Here is an 18656-nt window from a genome sequence, read left to right as displayed (position 1 = left end):
TTACAGCGCGTACATCCGATTTTTCGAGCCGCTTTCCAAACGTTTGATTCCACCGCGACAGCCGCCATCCCTGCTATATATAATCATGGCATTACGATGACAAAGCACCATGGCGACGACACACCCTTTCACATAATAAATAATGACAACGTCATCCACCGCCACGCGGCATGAATATCGAGAGAACACGATGCGCATTATCCACACCGCCGATTGGCATTTAGGGCAATATTTTTATACCAAAAGTCGCGCTGCTGAGCATCAGGCTTTTCTAAACTGGCTTATTGTTCAGGTGGAACAACATCAGGTCGATGCCATTATCGTTGCTGGCGATATTTTTGATAACGGCTCGCCCCCCAGCTATGCGCGGGAAATGTATTATAGCTTCGTGGTCGCGCTACAGCGCACAGGCTGCCAGCTCATCGTTCTCGGCGGTAACCACGATTCTGTCGCGATGCTAAACGAATCCCGCGAACTGCTGGCCTGCCTGAACACGCGGGTGATTGCCTGCGCCAGCGACGATCCATCCCAACAGGTGCTCCTGCTGGAAAACCGTCAAAAGCAGCCCGGTGCCCTGCTCTGCGCGATTCCTTTTTTACGTCCACGTGATGTGTTGACCAGCAAAGCTGGGCAATCCGGGGATGAAAAACAGCTGGCGCTACAGGAAGCGATTACCGCGCACTACCAGCAGTGTTATCAACTGGCTTGCCAAAAGCGCGACGAACTTGGCCTGCCGCTGCCGATTATTGCAACCGGGCATTTGACGACGATTGGCGCAACCGCCTCGGAATCCGTGCGCGATATCTATATTGGTACGCTCGATGCCTTCCCTGCTCAGGCTTTTCCTCCTGCGGATTATATCGCGCTCGGCCATATTCACCGCCCGCAGCGCGTGACCCAAAGCGAGCATATTCGTTACAGCGGTTCGCCCATCCCGTTGAGTTTTGATGAGCTAAACAGTGAGAAATCCGTCTGTCTGGTGAGCTTTGCATCTGACGTGTCACCGCAAACGCCTCCGCAGATAGACATCCTGCCGATTCCCATGACTCAGCCGATGCAGCTGATTAAAGGTAGCCTGAGCGATATTGAAAAACAGCTGGTCACTTTCCAGAACTATCAGGGCGATAAACCCGTGTGGTTGGATATTGAGCTCAACACGCAGGATTATCTGAGCGACATGCAAAAACGCATTCAGGCGATGACCGAGAACCTGCCCGTGGAGGTGCTGCTGCTGCGCCGCACGCGTGAACAGCGCATGCAGGCGATTACCCGACAGGACAAGGAAACGCTGAACGAGCTGAGCGTACATGACGTTTTTGAACGTCGTCTGGCAACGGAGACAGTCATGGAAGACAGCCGCCAACAGCGTGTTCGCACGCTGTTTAATCAGGTTATTGATGAACTGGAAAATAGCGAGAAGACCCAATGAAGATTCTCAGTCTGCGCTTAAAGAACCTTAATGCGTTGAAAGGCGAATGGAAGATCGATTTCACGCAGGAGCCATTTTCCAGCAACGGCTTATTTGCCATTACCGGCCCGACCGGCGCGGGAAAAACCACGCTGCTGGATGCGATCTGTCTGGCGCTGTACCATAGAACACCTCGCCTGGATGTTATCTCCAACAACCAGAATGAGCTGATGACGCGTAATACCGCAGAGTGCCTTGCCGAGGTCGAATTTGAAGTTAAAGGCGTCGGATATCGCGCCTTCTGGAGCCAGCGTCGGGCAAGAAATACCCCGGACGGTAACTTGCAGGCTCCCAAAGCTGAACTCGCGCTCATAGAAGACGGCAAAATTCTGTGTGAAAAAATCAGCGATAAAAAAGATATGGTGGAAAAAATCACCGGATTGGATTTTGACCGTTTCACGCGTTCGATGATGCTGTCTCAGGGGCAGTTTGCCGCCTTCCTCAACGCCAAAGCAGAAGACCGAGCAGAACTGCTGGAAGAGCTGACCGGCACGGACATTTACGGCCTGATTTCCGAACGCGTTTATGACAAGCACAAACAGGCAAACGTCGCACTGAACACGCTACAGGCGCGCGCATCAGGCATTCAACTGCTGACCGATGAGCAACGTCAGCAGGTGGAAGAACAGCTTGCCGAGTTACTCCAGCAAGAGCAGCAGGGCAACGTCGAACGTGAGCAAGCGCTGACTACGCTGCGCTGGTTTGAGCAACTGACGCAGCAGCACACGCAGTTAACCAGCACGCAGGCGCAGCATGCGAGTGCCGAATCCGCCATTCAGCAGGCTAAACCGCAGCTCGACAGGTTAACTCACAGCGAACCAGCAGAAAAACTGAGGCCGCTACATCAGGAACGAGAGCGCTATCGACAGGAGTCTCTCACACTGGCACAGCGTATTGAACAGCTGACCGGGAAGCAGGCCGCCGAGCAGGTGACGTTAACCGCGCTACGCCAGCAGGAAGAAAAAGCAGAGCTGGAGGTTAGTGAGCACAAACGGGTACGGCAGCAGCAAGAGCAGGTGATCAACGAACAGGTTGTGCCACTTGACCATCGCATTGCCACGCTGGTGCAGCAAAAAACGCAGCAGCAAGACGAACTGGCAAAAACGCAGGCTCGTCTGCACGCTGATGAAAGCAAACAAACCCAGACGGCGGCGGAACAGCAGCAGGCTACACAGCAGCTTGAACAGATTCAGTCCTACCGCCAGCAACACGCGCATCATCAGCAGTGGGGAGAACAACTTCCTCTGTGGCGCACCCAGTTTCGGCAATTGCGCCAGCTTCAGGACGAGCAAGAGAAGCTGAAGCAAAAACAGACGCAGCACACCGCACAGTCGGCAGTGCTACAGCAAGAGACGGTGACGCTGGCGGCAGAGCAGCGTGAACAACAAGCGGTCGTTGATGCCGCCCGTCAGCAGTTCATGCAACACGATGAGACACAGCAAAAACAGGAAGCGCACCAGTCGCTTTCCACCCTGCAGCAGCAGTTTAATCAACGCATTGACCAGCGCGCTGAACGCCAACAGCTCGCGATAATCAGCGACCAGTTCCAGCGCCTGCACGTTCGCAAACAACAGTACCTCGCCAAGCAGGATGAGGTACAAGGGCATATCAGCCAGTCAGAAATCTTGAAGAAACAGCAGCAATCTGAGTATGAGCAGCGAAGCCAGCATCTGGTCGATCTAGAAACGCTGCTCCGTCAGGAAGAGCGTATCGTTAAGCTGGAAGCCGAACGCCAGCGGCTACAGGCTGGAGACGCATGCCCGCTATGTGGTTCAATCGAGCATCCCGCTATCGAACGCTATCAGGCGCTGCAACCGTCTGAAACCCAAAGCCGCCTGACTGCGCTACAGCAGGAAGTGAACCAGTTAACGACAGCGCTGGCGAATACAACGGCACAGTTGGCCTCGCTAGAGCAACAGCGCGAACAGCTGCAACAGGAAATCGCTCAGCTCGATAGCGAATATCACGCCCTGCGGCAACAGTGGCAGGATGTCAGTGAGCGCTTACAAGTTAGCTACACGCTGGAACAACCGGATGAGGTCGCAGCCTGGCTGGCGCAAAATGAAGCCGAAGAACAGGCTATTCGACAGCAGATTACCGCACGCGAGCAATTGCAAAAACAGTGGCAGGAAAGTAAGGATTTACTGACTGCCACAGAGGCATTGCAGCGGGAACTCGACCAGAAAATCGCGCTGAATACCCAGCAGCAAGCCTCGCTAAGCGTTACGCAGCAAGAAATCGATCAGTCGCTGCAAAACGTGCACCAGCAGAACACGCAGCACACACAGGAAATCACGCATACGCTGGCAGCCTTAAACCTTCCTCTGCCGGAGGCCGATGCCCAAAATGACTGGCTGGCTCAGCGCGAGAGCGAATGGCAAGACTGGAAAACCAAAGAGCAGGAGCAATCTCGCTTAATTCCTCTGTTAGCCACACTGGAAAGCGATCTTCAGCATCTGAATCGCAGCGTGACCGAGGCAAAACAGCAACTCCAAATACAGCAACAGCATCTGGAACAGCACCTCGCGTTGCTCAACGCGAGCCAACAGGAACGGCAGGCACTGTTTGGGGATAGGCAGATCGCCGCCGTGCGCGATCTGCTACAGCAAGCGAGCCAGCAGTATGACGATGCGCTTCGCCTGGCCCTGTCAGCTCGCCAGCAAACCGAAACGACGTTGAGCCGTCTGACGGGAGAGCTGGCTAGCACGCAACAGCAGTATGAACAAAGCACGCGCCAGCATGAGAGCGCGACCGAACGCTTTAGTCAGGCTTTACAGCAAAGCACTTTCGCCGATGAAGCCACGTTCCTCAATGCGCTGCTTGATGAGGAAGAGCGCCAGACGTTGCAGGCATGGAAGGAAGAACTGTATCAGCGTTTGCAGCAGGCAGCGGCACTTCACCAACAGGCTGAACGTGAGCTGCTCGCCCATCAACAAAAGCGCCCCGCGTCCCTGACGGAAGACGCCACACAAGAAGCGGTACAACAGCAGTTGGCAGCGCTGGATGAAACGCTGAAAGCTAACCTGCGGCAGCAGGGTGAATTCCAACGTCAGTTGGCTGACGATAAACAACAGCGACAGAACCAGCAGGATTTACTCACTGAGATCGCCCAAAGTCAGCAAATGTATGACGACTGGAGCTGTCTTAATACGCTCATCGGCTCACAAAGCGGGCATAAATTCCGTAAGTTTGCTCAGGGGCTAACGTTGGATCATCTGGTTTATCTCGCCAATCTCCAGCTTTCTCGCCTGCACGGGCGCTATATGCTGAAACGGAAACCCGGTGACGATCTGGAGCTGCTGGTGATGGATACCTGGCAAGCGGACGCCGAGCGTGATACGCGTACGCTGTCCGGCGGCGAGAGCTTCTTAGTAAGTTTGTCGCTGGCGCTGGCGCTATCCGATCTGGTCAGCCATAAAGCCAGCATCGACTCGCTGTTTCTGGATGAAGGCTTCGGCACGCTGGATGCCGAGACGCTGGATATCGCGCTGGATGCCCTCGATAACCTGAACGCCTCCGGTAAAACCATCGGCGTCATTAGCCATGTCGAAGCCATGAAAGAGCGTATTCCGGTACAGATCAAAGTGCAGAAGGTTAACGGGCTAGGCGTCAGCCGGCTGGCGCCGCAGTACGCCGTTTAGCCATCATTCGATCTGCAATTACTTCGTCTTCGGCCAGAGCCAGGCGGCTCCACGTACCCCGCTGGAGTCGCCGTGTATGGCCTGAAGCACGGGCGTTTCGCACTCGCCGCCGAAGATCCACGGTTTAATCTTTTCCGGCACGGTCTGATAAAGGCGAGCCACGTTGCTCATTCCGCCCCCCAGCACCACCACATCAGGGTCGAGCAGGTTAATCACATGCGCCAGCGATTTTGCCAGACGGTGTTCATAGCGCTGTAACGCCAGTTCTGCAATGGGATCGCCCTGCTCCGCTAAGGCAATAACGGCCTCGCCCTTGTGCGGCTGGCCGCTCAGACGTTGGTAATCCACGGCAAATCCGGTGCCGGAGATAAACGTTTCAATACAGCCAGACTTACCGCAGTAGCAGGGAACCGTCTGCCGATAGCGCAGCTCATCGTCATCCATCCAGGGCAGTGGATTATGTCCCCATTCGCCCGCAATACCGTTGCCGCCGACATGAGCCTGACCGTTCAGCGCAATGCCCGACCCGCATCCGGTTCCGATGATGACCGCGAAGACGGTCTGCTTCCCAGCTCCGGCACCGTCAACCGCCTCTGAAACCGCGAAACAGTTTGCGTCATTGGCAACCCGCACAGGCCGATTCAGCAACGTGGCGAGATCAAGATCCAACGCCTGACCGTTGAGCCAGGTGGAGTTGGCATTTTTTACCTTACCGGTAAACGGCGACAGCGTACCGGGGATCCCTACACCGACGCTACCGCGAGAGCCGGTCGCTTTTTCAGCCATCTCCACCAGTGTGGCGATAGTCCGCAGCGTTTCCGGGTAGTCATTTCTTGGCGTCGGCATACGCTGCCGAAAACGTTCCTGCCCCTCATCATCCAGCGCAATGACTTCCGTTTTCGTCCCGCCTAGATCGATACCGATTCTCATGATGTCTCCCCGCGTGTTGTAAATAGGCCAGAGTCAATTCACTACCGACCTGAAAACGTTCTGATTTATAGATAGAAACCCTAAATAATTCGAGTCGTGCAACCAACGCACATGCCGCTTGAAGTATGACGGGTATAACCAGAGAAACCAATCCGCTGCCATTCAAAGCGTGATAGGTATTCCTCTGAATCCCGGTATTTTATTCCACATAACCGTCTCGAATTCGTTATCATGCGCGCAACATTACAAACCCGCGTGCAAACCTGCGCGCCCAGTCAGGGATAACACCATGTTGTGGTTTAAGAACTTAATGATTTACCGCCTAAGCCGGGACAGCGTGCTGTCCAAAGATAACGTTTTGTCTGCGGATGAACTGGAAAAACGGCTCAGCGCTTTCACGTTCACCCCGTGCGGCAGTCAGGATATGATGAAAACGGGTTGGGTCTCGCCGATGGGATCCCATAGCGATGCCTTAACGCACGTCGTTAATGGGCAAATCGTTATCTGCGTCCGCAAAGAAGAAAAAATCCTGCCGTCCCCGGTCATCAAGCAAACCCTTCAGGCCAAGATTGAACGTCTGGAAGCGGAACAGCACCGCAAGCTGAAAAAAACCGAAAAAGACTCGCTGAAAGATGAAGTGCTGCATAGCCTGCTGCCGCGTGCATTCAGCCGTTTCAGTCAGGTTTGGCTGTGGATCGATACGGTTAACGGCCTGATTATGGTCGATGCCGCCAGCGCCAAAAAAGCGGAAGATACGCTAGCGCTGCTGCGTAAAACGCTGGGTTCTCTGCCTGTTGTGCCGCTGACGATGGAAAACCCTATCGAACTGACACTGACCGAGTGGGTTCGCTCCGGTGAGCCAGCGGCAGGTTTCGCGCTACAGGATGAAGCAGAGCTGAAAGCCATTCTGGAAGACGGCGGCGTTATCCGCTGTAAAAAACAGGATTTGGTCTGCGATGAAATCGCCGTACACATTGAAGCGGGCAAACTGGTCACCAAGCTGGCGCTGGACTGGCAGGAACGGGTTCAGTTGGTCTTGTCTGAGGACGGTTCGGTAAAACGCTTGAAGTTCTCCGATACGCTGCGGGAACAAAACGACGATATCGATCGGGAAGATTTTGCTCAGCGATTTGATGCCGATTTTATTTTGATGACCAGCGAGCTGGCGGCATTGATTGCAAATCTGATTGAAGCGCTGGGCGGAGAAGCCCAGCGTTAATGCTGTCGCTTACTGTTGACTGTTAATACTGTCGATTGTTAATCCAGTCGGTGATTGCCCGCCAATGTTCGGCGGGCAATACCATTTCACTGCCTGAATCCGTTAGACCCGGAATGCCCCGACAACGGCGTTCAGTTCTTCAGCCTGTGACTGCAACGCACCCGACGCAGCAGCAGATTCCTGCACCAACGCGGCGTTTTGTTGCACCATCGAATCCAACTGCGCGACCGCTTTGTTGATCTCGTTGATGCCACGCATTTGCTCATCAGCCGCATGCGTGATTTCAGACATCACCGAACTCACCGTAGAGACGCCGCCGACAATTTCATTCATCGTGTCGCTGGCCTGACGAACCTGCACGGAGCCAGAGGTCACGCTGGAGACCGTCGATTCAATCAGCTCTTTAATTTCTTTTGCAGCCTGCGCACTGCGCTGCGCCAGACTGCGAACTTCACCGGCAACCACAGCGAAACCGCGGCCCTGTTCGCCCGCTCGCGCCGCTTCTACCGCGGCGTTAAGCGCCAGAATGTTAGTCTGGAATGCAATGCCATCGATCACGCCGATGATATCGCCGATTTTGCCAGACGCGACCACGATCTCTTCCATCGTGACAATCACATCGGACACCACTTTTCCGCCCGTACCAGCATCTTTCGACAGCAGCAGCGCTTTCGCATTAACCTGCTGTGCAGAACCTGCCGACTGTGTGACCGCCGCAGAAATTTCTTCCAGCGAGGCCGCGGTTTGCTGAATGCTCGATGCCGCAGATTCAGTACGCGCAGAGAGATCGTTGTTCCCCGCCGAGATTTCATCCGCCGCAACCTGAAGCGATGCGCTGATATCGCGAATCTGCATCATTACCTGACTGATCTTATCGACAAAGATATTAAACGAGCGGGCAATTTGCGCCACTTCATCATGACCTTCGTCCGGCAAACGCTGCGTCAGATCGTTATTACCGTTGCTGATATCATCCATTGCGTCGCGGATTTGCAGCAGACGCTTGAGCGCTGACGCAATGATGAAACCAATCACCAACGTACCCAGCAGCGCGATAACGACTAGCGTGACGACAGAGGTAGACAGCAGAGAACGCATGCCCGCTGTCGCTTCGGCTTTATCCAACGCCACCAGCATGAACCAGTTCGTGCCAGCAATCGGTTTTGCCACCACGAGCTTCGTCACGCCAGAAAAATCCACATCACGGGCGCTATCGGCTGAAAGAATGTCGTTCAGATCAATCCCAGGAGCAATGTCGGTGATATTTTTCAGCGTCAGCTTTTCATCTGGGTGAGCAATGATCAGACCGCTACGCTCGATGAGAACGCCGAAGCTATCTTTGGCTGGGTTAATCGCTTTAACGTTTTCAATCACACTTTTCATCGTGACGTCGCTACCGACGACGCCTCTGACCGTTCCGCCTTCCACCACGGAAGCAACGAAAGAAACCACCAGCGTATTCGTCACCGCATCAACGTAGGGGGCAGTGACCAGCGGTTTACCCTCTTTCACCGCCTGCTGATACCAGGGGCGGATCGTTGGGTTGTAATCGGGAGGGATACCGCCAGAATCGGCAAACTTGGCCGTGCCATTGGCATAACCCATGTACACATTCAGGAGACCGCCAGATGCCGCAATCTGTTTAAACAGCGGAATCGGATCCTCATCGGTTATGACACGGTTATGCAACGCAGAGATCATCAGCGTCTTAGAAGCAACCCAGTCACTAATCGCAATACTATGACTCGTGGCTACCGCATTCAGCGTATTCTGGATCGATTCCTTATTGGCGTTATTGGCGATGGTGTAATTAAGAAAGGTATTGATAACAAGTGAAAGCACAACAATGGTAGAACAGGCCGCAAGAATGCGGGATCGCGTCGTTTTCAGCATAAAATACTCTTTGCGTAGAATAGTTATACTATCCATAACGGCAGAGAAAAATAAAACTTGAATGTGATCACATTCAACAATCGCTATTTATCTTAAAACGCAGAAAAATAGTTACTACGTTCAACCACACTCTTATAAAAAAAAAGACATCAAATGGATCTCCAATCGGTAATTCAACATAAACACCCAAATTAAAGAAAATAAGTAAAATAAAAAACTTACTTAATCACATAATATAAAATTATTAGCACATGCCGTAATGTGTTGCATTTTAACAACCCAGGGATTATTCCTAATAATCGTGACATTCTTTTACTCTGTTAATTAATAAAAATCATTAAATAAAATAACTCATATATGGAATTAATGATTAGCGCTCCAAAGAATAGATGACATTTTCATGACAGAGTAAAACTCTAAAAATTACTAAAAATATTTTATTTTATGTGGAAATACGCGATTGCCATTTTCAGTATAGAGGTAATAAGACCAGTGGTATTATGGCGTCTACGCAGGCCGATCAGGATCAGAGAAGAATGGAACACGCGCATACTCGATTAATAGAACAGCTTACGCAGCGCTTTGCGGCAACAGACAATACCCCACTCTACCTAAAATTTGCCGAAACGGTAAAAAACGCAGTGCGCAGCGGCACATTGGAACATGGCAATATTCTGCCGGGAGAACGTGACCTGAGCCAGCTGGCTGGCGTATCGCGCATTACCGTGCGTAAAGCGATGCAGACGTTGGAAGAAGAAGGCGTAGTGACCCGCGTGCGCGGCTACGGGACGCAAATCAATAATATTTTCGAATATTCGTTGAAAGAGGCGCGCGGATTTTCCCAGCAGGTCGTGCTGCGGGGCAAAAAGCCCAATACGCTGTGGGTAAACAAACAAATCGTAAAAAGCAGCAAGGAAGTGGCCGAGCAGTTGGCTATTGCGCCAGATACCCCCGTTTTTCTGTTGAAACGTATTCGCTATGTGGATGAGGACGCCGTTTCAATTGAAGAATCGTATGTTCCTGTTGATCTGATCGCTGACGCTGAGGATATCGGCGTCTCGCTTTATGACTATTTTCGCAGCCAAAACATCAATCCGCAGCGTACGCGCAGCCGCGTCAGTGCCCGTATGCCCGATGCCGAGTTTCAGTCACACATTCAGCTTGATAATAAAGTACCGGTTCTGGTCATCAAGCAAATTGCGCTCGACCCACAGAACCGGCCTATTGAGTACAGCATCAGCTATTGCCGCAGCGATCTATACGTTTTCGTCTGCGAGGAGTAACCGCGTACGCAGTTCAGCCAGCGTAGGCGCACAGTCTCCGCCGCGGTGGCTCACGACATACGCCGCAACGGCATTCCCCAGCGTGACGGCATCAGCCAATGACCACCCAGCCGCCAGGCCAGCCAGCGTCCCGCCCGCGTGGCTGTCCCCTGCCCCGATGGTATCCACCACCGTTGCCGGAAACGGCGCGATGATGCCTTCAGAAGCCGCGTCGAAATACCACGCTCCCGCTTTGTCCTGACGAATAATCACCGGGGCACGGTATGCTTCCTGCCAGGCTCGTCCCAGCGTTTGTACATCAGCCGACACGCCGAGCATATCTGCCGCCACGTCCGCTTCCTGACGATTAAGGGAAACCACAGGGTGAAGCGCCATAATGCGGGCCATCAGGCTTGCCGGTATATCGGCAATGCGTGGGCCAAAATCGATGAATGGCGTGACGTTATGCAAGTTTTCCAGCCAGCTCACCAGACGCTCACCGCACGGTGCCGCCAGTTGATAGCCAGAAAGGTAGACCAAACTCCCCGATGCGACGGATAACGACGCCAGCCAACTGTCGCTCCACTGGTTCTCGACGCCGCTGAAGGACATAAAAGTCCGTTCGCCGTCCGGTTCAACCAGCGCCAGACACCAGCCGTTATCCCCCGAATCGGTTTGTACCACCGTGGTGATATTCTGCTTTTCCAGACTATGACGAATGATATCCGCCCACACGCCCTGCCCGACAGGCAAGGCGTTTTGTGCGGCTATCCCAAGGCGTTTAAGCGCAATGGCAATGTTCAAGGCACAGCCGCCAATATTCACGCTTTGCTGCTTCAGTTCGATATCACACCCGCGATACGGCAGGGCGTAAGCATCGGCAATCACGTCAATCACCGCCGCCCCGATGATGGTCAGCGGCTGACGTGTCGTTAGCCCATCCAGTTTTGCGGCAAGTTCGCTGGCCTTCATCACGCCTCCCGTGCGGAGCGGTATTGCTGGAGCAGGCTGGCATAGCGGCAAAAATCAAGCTGGTTAATGTCATCCAGTTCCTGCTTCAGCGCGGCATCAATTGCCGTGACCCCGTGTAGCGCACCGCATATTGCGGTCGCCATCGCCCCGATAGTGTCGGTATCCCCTCCGAGGTTGGCGCACAGAATCGCACAGCGATTTGGATCGGTCTGCGCCAGTTCGACCATCGCGATGGCGGTAGCAACGGATTCAATGGTGCTCGTTCCCGCACCAATCAGTTGATAAAGCTGCTCGCTGGCGCTTTCCGTCCCGTTTGCACGGCGCACGATACTCAGCGCCAGTTCCAGACGCGCGGCAAGGGAGGCGCTAAACGTCGTGATACGCTTTTCCTGCGCGTGGCGTGCCACAGACGGCAACGCGTCGACGATCTCTTGCCAGCTGGCGCCGTCAATCGCCCGGGAAATCGCCCAGGCAACAACGACCGCCCCCGCAATTGCCAAATCGGATTTATGCGTCGGGCTGGATGCCAGCGCTACCTGATCGATGAACTCATCAAGATCGTGCGCAGGTAGCAGACAGCCTAGCGGAGACGCCCGCATCGCCGCGCCGTTCGTGACGCCATTATTTTCCAGCTCGCTGACCGGAGTACCCTGTCGAATCGCCTTCAACGCAATTTTAGAGGTTGGGCCGAGTACATTCTTATTAAATGCATCGAACGATTCCGCCCACTTCAGGATGTGACGGCCAATCGCATCGGCATTGATGTCGCCATCACATTCAATGATGGCGTCGGCCAGACTCAGCGCCATCGAGGTATCATCCGTAAATTCGCCACGGCCAAAATAGCACGCCGCATTGTTTTCCGCCGGACCGGGTAAAAAGCGATCAATCCAGCCGAAATGCGCTTTCACGCGCGTTCGGGGCCACAGTTCCGATGGCATGCCCATCGCATCCCCTAAAGCCTGGCCGTATAAGGCACCGAGAATACGTTCTTGTTTCATTTGCTTTCCTCTGTACTGAAATGCTTGTTTTTTGCACCGTCTACATCAATGGTCGAGATCGTCTTATCCGATTCACGGAAAAACAGGATAAAGATCAGCGCAATAATCGCGATCATCACCGCACCAAACAGCCACATGCCGGTCCAGTTAAAAGTCAGGCCGTTCACCGGCTCAGCGTGGGCGAAAAGTTTCTCCATCATCACGCCACCCAGACGATATCCCAGCAGGCTACCGAAACCCTGACAGCAGAGCGTAATCAGCCCCTGCGCAGCCGTGCGCATATGCACCGGCGCTTTTTTATCAACGTAGATATAGGCGGTCACATAGTAAAAATCGTAACTCACGCCGTGCAGCAGGATGCCGAGGAACAGCAGTGCGTATGTGAAGTAGTGGTAAGCATCGCCGTAGACGAAGAAGACATAGCGGATAGCCGCCGTCACCAGCCCCAGCAATAATACCTTTTTAATACCAAAACGCTTGGTGAAAAACGGCAGCGCCAGCATAAAGAAGATTTCAGAGAACTGGCCCAGCGTCATCCAGCCAGTGGCATTTTTCATACCGACTTCGGTGAGGAAGCCCGTGGCAAAAATGTAATAAAACGCCAGCGGCATCGCGAACAAGAAGGAGCAGACAAAAAACACCAGGAAGTTTTTGTCTTTCAGCAACACAATCGCGTCCAGTCCCAGCATGACTTTAACATCCATCTTGCCAGTGCTTTTTGGTGGCGTATTGGGCAGGAAAAACGCAAAGAAGCCGAGCAACGCGGAGCTGGCAGCGGTAATCAGCAGCGGAACATTGGTGGGAGAAACATCGCTAAATCCAAGCCATGTCGGCAGAAAACCGCAGACGATACCGGAAGCGATCCAGCCAATCGTTCCCAATACCCGGATGCGTGGAAAATCCCGTTCTACATCGGCCACATGCGAGAAGGCGATGCTGTTAGTCAATGCGATTGTCGGCATGTAGGTCAACGAATAGGCCAACAGCAGCGGGAAGAAATACATAAATTCCGTTTGCTGGGCCGCCAGATACATCAGTATCGCCCCGGCGAACATCAGGACTGCCAGCACCTTCTGTGCGGCAAAAAAGCGGTCGGTGAGCGATCCCACCAGTATCGGCGACAGAATCGCGGCAATCGCAGTACAGGCATACGACCAGCCGATTTCACCGGCCGTAAATCCGCTTTTGCTCAGATAAAGCCAGAGTGGAACGAACCAGGCTCCCCAGATAAACCATTCAACGAACATCATGAACGACAGCTTTGCTGTAGTTTTCATATTTACATCCTTCATGACAGAGTAAGGTACACCTTTAAAATACCAATTAATAATACCTTTTAAATACCTTTGCGTTCATTACTTGAGCTACTTAACATTTTTGCAGCATTATTTATTACCATCCGGGGAAGAATGGCAGAGAAAGGCACTAACCGTGTTGGGGAACAAGAGTGATGAGGCAGGATTGCATAAGAAAACGCCGCGTTATGTCATACACAACGCGGCGAGAATAATCTACTCTACAGAGAGAGAATAGCTATTACAGGTACTTACACTACAGGTACTTACACAGATAAGAGGTCGGTTCGACCACCTGTAAGTTGAACTCACTTTTTCCCGGAACGAAAAACGTTTCTCCCGGTGTGAAAACCTGCCAATCCGGTGCGCCTGGCAGCAATACTTTCAATGCTCCGGTGATTACCGTCATTTCTTCCGGCTGTCCGGTTCCAAAGGTGTATTCACCCGCATCCATGACGCCGACACTGGCGCGGCCAATGCTATCGCCTTCAAAACCGATTGATTTGACCTTCCCTGCAAAATACTCATTTACATTCAGCATAGCGCGGCACCTATCATCGAAAAAATTCAGGAAATTCATCTTAAAAGGAGAGTCGAGCCACTGTCACGATCTATTCATTGAAAGTTGGTGTTCGGTAACACTGACTGGTGATTATTTTGCCAGTGTCCGGCCCACCTTCCTATGCTGCCGACAGACGCAGTGCCTTCAACACGCTTGCCACAATCGCTTCCGGCGTTTGCGATGCATCGATGACGTGGTGCGCGACACCGCGATACAGCGCCTCGCGCGCGGCCAGTACATCAGCCATTTCCTCAGCAATAGGGCGACCCGTCAGCGTCGGACGCTGGTTATCCTGCGGATTTTCTTCCAGCCGCTGAGCTAGCAGTTCGGCATCTGCGTGGAGATAAATGACGGTGCCTTTATCATGCATAAAGCGCCGATTGGCCTCCGCCAACACCATACCGCCGCCCGTCGCGACGATGCAGCGGTTGGACGTCACCTGCTGAAGCGCCAGACTTTCGCGCTGACGGAACCCATGCCATCCTTCCTGCGCAACCACATCAGCTACCGTCATATTGGTGGTCTGCTGCATAAACAGGTCGGTATCGACAAAGTCATACCCTAATGCCTGCGCCAGTTGATGCCCAACAGTGGTCTTCCCACAGCCTCTGGCACCAACCATAAAAATGGGGTGTGTCATGTAATGACGTATCCTTCTTCTTTAATTCACCCGCTCCGCCATACTTCAAGCTGGACGCGCGTAGGCAGTCCCGCCACTCAAATTATTTCGGGTATCAAAGATAAATAGGGGTGATTACCTGCTTTGTCGTGGGCTGAATCATACCGATAAAATCAACAGGGAGGGAAGTGACTTCTCAGTGGAAACGAAAAGTTGAATAACTAAAAGTAAAAATGGGATGACGGGAAATATACCCTAAATAATTCGAGTTGCAGGAAGGCGGCGAGCGAGGGCATCCCGATGAGCTTACTCAAGTAAGTGATTCGGGTGACTGAACGACGCCAACGCACATGCAGCTTGAAGTATGACGGGTATAAAAAGCCCCGCGTTTAAAGGCGGGGCCATCACACTACAAACCGATCAGACGATTAATACGCGTGGAAATAATCCTGAATCACCGCTGGGTTCGTCGTTTTCGTCAGCGCCAGCATCAGCAGAATGCGTGATTTAGCTGGGCTCAGAGAATCGGCAACCAGACCCGGTTGACCCGCATCCGGTGGCACGATGCCGCTGCCGGTACGGCTGGAGCGTACAACAACAATGCCCGCGCTTTCCGCTTTACGGATGCCCGCATCGCCGCGCTTGGATACGGTACCTGCGCCCATACCCGCATAGACAATACCTTTCGCGCCGTTCTTGATAGACGCGTGGTACATGTATTCAGGGTCATCCTGATAGCCATAAATGATGTCAACGGCTGGCAGTTTATCTACGTTGGTCACGTCAAATACGGAACGCGTGGTGTGAACTTTATCCAGACGCGTCTGGTAATAAACTTTGTCACCGATAATCACGCCCAGATAACCTTCTTCTGGCGCTTTAAAGGTATCCAGCGTAGAAGCGTTGGTTTTGCTGATGAAACGAGCAGAACCAATACGGTCGTTCAGCACAACGAGAACGCCACGACCGCGAGAGTTTTTATCCGCTGCCACTTTTACTGCGCCGTACAGGTTCATCGGGCCGTCAGCGCTGATTGCCGTTGCCGGACGCATCGCGGCGGCAAAGACCACCGGTTTGTCACTCTTCACCGTCAGGTTCAGGAAGTAAGGCGATTCGTCGAGTGTATCCGTACCGTGCGTAATGACCACGCCATCAACATCGCTGCGTGCCAGCAGCTCGTTCACGCGCTTGCTCAGCTTCAGCAGCACGTCGCTGGTCATATTTTCACTGCCGATGCTGGCAACCTGCTCGCCTGAGATATTGGCAAGCGTTTTCAGCTCTGGCACCGCTTGAATCAGCGTCTCTACGCCCAGCGCACCCGCTTTATACCCCGTGGTTTGCGTATTGGCCGCAGCGGAACCGGCAATCGTACCGCCCGTTGCCAGAATAACAATGTTAGGTAGATTTTCTGCAGCATTTGCCAGAGACGAAAAACAAACAAAAACAACAACGAATAATGCGTTAAATATCCTTTTCATAACCTATACCAACTTATTGAGTTTAGTGGCAGACCAGATACGTCAGGTGCCTGATCTGTAAGCAAAAAACATCCACTCTGTTGGCAGCCTGCCAACATTGGCGCTTATTCTGCCCCAGAATTCAACGAATTAATATATGCCTGTCAGACTTCATGTTAACGGTGTGTGATCCCTCACAGCGCGGCATTCCGCCGCGCTGATTTGCACTATCGACTAATCTGCGCCACGGCATCCTGCGAGGCCTGTTCACGTGCTTCGCCCGTCAGTTCTGACAACGCTCCCTGATGCATTTCAAGCAGGCGATCGGCATGCTCAAAGTAGTGATCGTCATGGCTGATCGCCACAATCGTTTTCCCCAATGCGCGCAGCTGCGGTAACAGCTCAAGATAGAACACGCGGCGGAATTGCGGATCCTGATCGGCCGCCCACTCATCCAGCAGCAGGATGTCCCGCTGTTCGGCGACGGCCAGCAGCAGCGCTACACGCTTACGCTGCCCCTGAGAAAGCTGTAAGTTCATCACCTGATGGTTCTCCAGCGTCAGCTTATGCCGCATGTTCAGACGATCCAGCCAGCTATCGACCAGCGCCGTATCCGGCTCCGTTCCCTGCGGGCCCATCATCTGTCCGAACAGGTGGAAATCGGTAAAGATGGCAGAGAATAGCTTTTGGTAATCCTCGCGCGTTTCTACCGTAACGGGGCGATTATCCAGCAGCAGCGAGCCGGAAACCGGGGTATAAAGCCCTGTCAGCAGCATCGCCAGCGTCGATTTTCCGCTTCCGTTTCCGCCAATCAGAAACACCAGTTCGCCACGCTTTATCACCAGATTGATCGGTCCGACTTCAAAACCAGAATCGTTATAGCGAAACACCACGTCACGCAGTTCCAGCGTGTGCCAGTCGGCAGGGGCAACCGCAGCGGAGAACGGTTCCTGATAATCTGCCAAATCGAAAAGTTTCAGCTTATTAAACGCGACTTGCGCACTCAGCAGCGTCGGCAGTGCGCCGACAGCCTGAAGCATTGGCGTGCGTAAAAACAGCAGCGTCAGTGAATACGTCGCCGCCACGTTGGTATCCGCCCAGCCGAGGTTGTTTGCCATGAAAAAGACCGCGCCAATCACGCCCAGCATCATAATGTTCGACCAGTTCACCGCGCTGAGGTGGAAGGTGTCGGCGCGAATCACGTTCTGTCGGTAGTCCTGCGCATTAGCCTGATAAACCTCTTCATACAGCTTCTGCGCCCGCTCACGGTTGAGCGTCAGCTCTTTACGCCCGTTAATTACGGTTTCATAGTCTTTCTGGAGGCGATCTTCCGCTTCCCGCACCTGAGTAAGGTGACGATACACGCGGGAAACCAGCATAAAGCCGCCCCAGAGCGTTATCGCAATCCACACTGACGTCACCACCAGCATTTTCGGGGAGAGCCAGGCCAGATAAGCGGCCGAGCCGATGGTAAGCACAATGCCCTGAATCAGCTCCGGCAAACGCACAAACGCAATCGTGATATTGCGGATATCGCTGGACAGGCTGGCAAGCAGCTGCGCACTGCCGATCTGTTCGATACGGGCAATGTTAGTGTCCAGAATACGCTTGATAAATTGCCCACGCAGGCGGTAAACGAAATGGTGCCCCAGCGTAGTCAGCGCCAGTTGCGACATCAGCGTGACGCCCATCAGGAGCAGCAGCAAGCCCAGAAATTGCGGCAATACGCTCAACGACTGATTGACCGTTTCAATCAATTGCAGGTTGATAAAGGCAATAAGCCCAATGCCCAGCGCGGCACTCAACAAACTTAGCAGGATAACGGCAAGAAAGGGCCAACGGTACTGCTGGTAAACAATGCGGAGCAACTCCATAACAACCTGGTCTCTCTGATGAAAACAATCGCCCGCAGTGTAATGGGGATGACCGTGATATCAAGAATAATTCTCATATCTAACGTGACACCAGACGCCATATCAGCAAAACCTACACCCGGCATTGCCAGCATTAACCATAAGAAAAAGTGATTAGTCATCACGCTTCGTTATCACTTTGCTGGCAACATACCTCGTTTAACGCTCATGTGTTGCAGTCAATAGAAACAAACACAAATTGATACAACAAATATAGATAAAGACATCATCATCACGGCGAACAACCCGCGGCGTCTCACCCAAATGTGGGCAAAAAGCGTATTACCGTGACACCAAGTGCGCTAAGTGATGGTAATTTAACATTATAATTAGTGTAATAATAATTTAATTTGAATAGCAATGTCGCTAAGCCACTTAATACGTAAGATTATTGTCATATTTTTTATTTTCAAAACATTTCAAA

Annotated in this window: 13 protein-coding genes; 4 read left to right on the top strand and 9 right to left on the bottom strand. The window is 52.8% G+C overall.

Translation table 11 applies throughout. From position 1 onward, the window contains the following. Positions 1-190 precede the first annotated feature (190 nt). On the top strand, positions 191-1429 hold the full coding sequence (sbcD, locus tag NXT09_RS18845) for an exonuclease subunit SbcD (protein ID WP_268580892.1): 1239 nt from the start codon (positions 191-193) through the stop codon (positions 1427-1429). Beyond that, positions 1426-5109, top strand: a complete 3684-nt coding sequence (locus tag NXT09_RS18840; RefSeq protein ID WP_268580856.1) for an AAA family ATPase — start codon at positions 1426-1428, stop codon at positions 5107-5109. Before sbcD ends, NXT09_RS18840 begins: the two co-directional genes overlap by 4 nt. An 18-nt stretch (positions 5110-5127) precedes the next feature. On the opposite strand, the gene mak is transcribed toward NXT09_RS18840, so the two are convergent. Further along, positions 5128-6039: a fructokinase gene (gene mak, locus NXT09_RS18835; protein WP_039284153.1), complete on the bottom strand. Its 912-nt coding sequence runs from the start codon at positions 6037-6039 to the stop codon at positions 5128-5130. 289 nt (positions 6040-6328) lie between these two features. Here mak and rdgC point away from each other — a divergent pair, with 289 nt between their 5' ends. Beyond that, positions 6329-7258 (top strand): recombination-associated protein RdgC, encoded by a 930-nt coding sequence (gene rdgC, locus NXT09_RS18830; protein WP_205552842.1) that lies wholly within the window; start codon positions 6329-6331, stop codon positions 7256-7258. 102 nt (positions 7259-7360) lie between these two features. Here the strand turns inward: rdgC and NXT09_RS18825 are convergent, their stop codons facing one another. Further along, complete coding sequence (locus tag NXT09_RS18825; RefSeq protein ID WP_268580855.1) at positions 7361-9151, bottom strand: methyl-accepting chemotaxis protein; 1791 nt, start codon at positions 9149-9151, stop codon at positions 7361-7363. 536 nt (positions 9152-9687) lie between these two features. Between NXT09_RS18825 and NXT09_RS18820 the strand changes: the two genes are divergently transcribed. Continuing rightward, the gene (locus NXT09_RS18820; protein WP_205552846.1) at positions 9688-10434 is read left to right on the top strand and encodes a GntR family transcriptional regulator; all 747 of its coding nucleotides are present in this window, start codon (positions 9688-9690) and stop codon (positions 10432-10434) included. On the opposite strand, the gene NXT09_RS18815 is transcribed toward NXT09_RS18820, so the two are convergent. The 7 genes from NXT09_RS18815 to NXT09_RS18785 all read right to left on the bottom strand — a co-directional run bounded on the left by NXT09_RS18815 (position 10408) and on the right by NXT09_RS18785 (position 18193). Continuing rightward, positions 10408-11385: a PfkB family carbohydrate kinase gene (locus NXT09_RS18815; protein WP_268580854.1), complete on the bottom strand. Its 978-nt coding sequence runs from the start codon at positions 11383-11385 to the stop codon at positions 10408-10410. The two genes, NXT09_RS18820 and NXT09_RS18815, sit on opposite strands and share 27 nt — an antisense overlap. Further along, a complete protein-coding gene (locus tag NXT09_RS18810) occupies positions 11385-12386 on the bottom strand; it encodes an ADP-ribosylglycohydrolase family protein (protein ID WP_233966584.1) in 1002 nt (333 codons plus the stop codon). The genes NXT09_RS18815 and NXT09_RS18810 overlap by 1 nt, the downstream gene beginning before the upstream one ends. Continuing rightward, a complete protein-coding gene (locus NXT09_RS18805; protein WP_268580853.1) occupies positions 12383-13663 on the bottom strand; it encodes a nucleoside permease in 1281 nt (426 codons plus the stop codon). The genes NXT09_RS18810 and NXT09_RS18805 overlap by 4 nt, the downstream gene beginning before the upstream one ends. A 274-nt stretch (positions 13664-13937) precedes the next feature. Next, entirely contained in the window at positions 13938-14222 is a 285-nt protein-coding gene (gene ppnP, locus NXT09_RS18800; protein ID WP_005975968.1) for a pyrimidine/purine nucleoside phosphorylase, read from the bottom strand. Between the two features lie 139 nt (positions 14223-14361). Next, positions 14362-14883 (bottom strand): shikimate kinase AroL, encoded by a 522-nt coding sequence (aroL, locus tag NXT09_RS18795; protein WP_010298497.1) that lies wholly within the window; start codon positions 14881-14883, stop codon positions 14362-14364. Positions 14884-15290: 407 nt separating this feature from the next. Further along, entirely contained in the window at positions 15291-16340 is a 1050-nt protein-coding gene (locus tag NXT09_RS18790) for a type II asparaginase (protein WP_268580852.1), read from the bottom strand. Positions 16341-16546: 206 nt separating this feature from the next. Further along, positions 16547-18193, bottom strand: a complete 1647-nt coding sequence (locus NXT09_RS18785; RefSeq protein ID WP_268580851.1) for a multidrug ABC transporter permease/ATP-binding protein — start codon at positions 18191-18193, stop codon at positions 16547-16549. Between the last annotated feature and the right edge of the window lie 463 nt (positions 18194-18656).

The sequence above is a fragment of the Pectobacterium jejuense genome (assembly GCF_026800125.1).
Classification (GTDB): domain Bacteria; phylum Pseudomonadota; class Gammaproteobacteria; order Enterobacterales; family Enterobacteriaceae; genus Pectobacterium; species Pectobacterium jejuense.
This window is presented reverse-complemented; position numbering and strand designations above follow the sequence as displayed.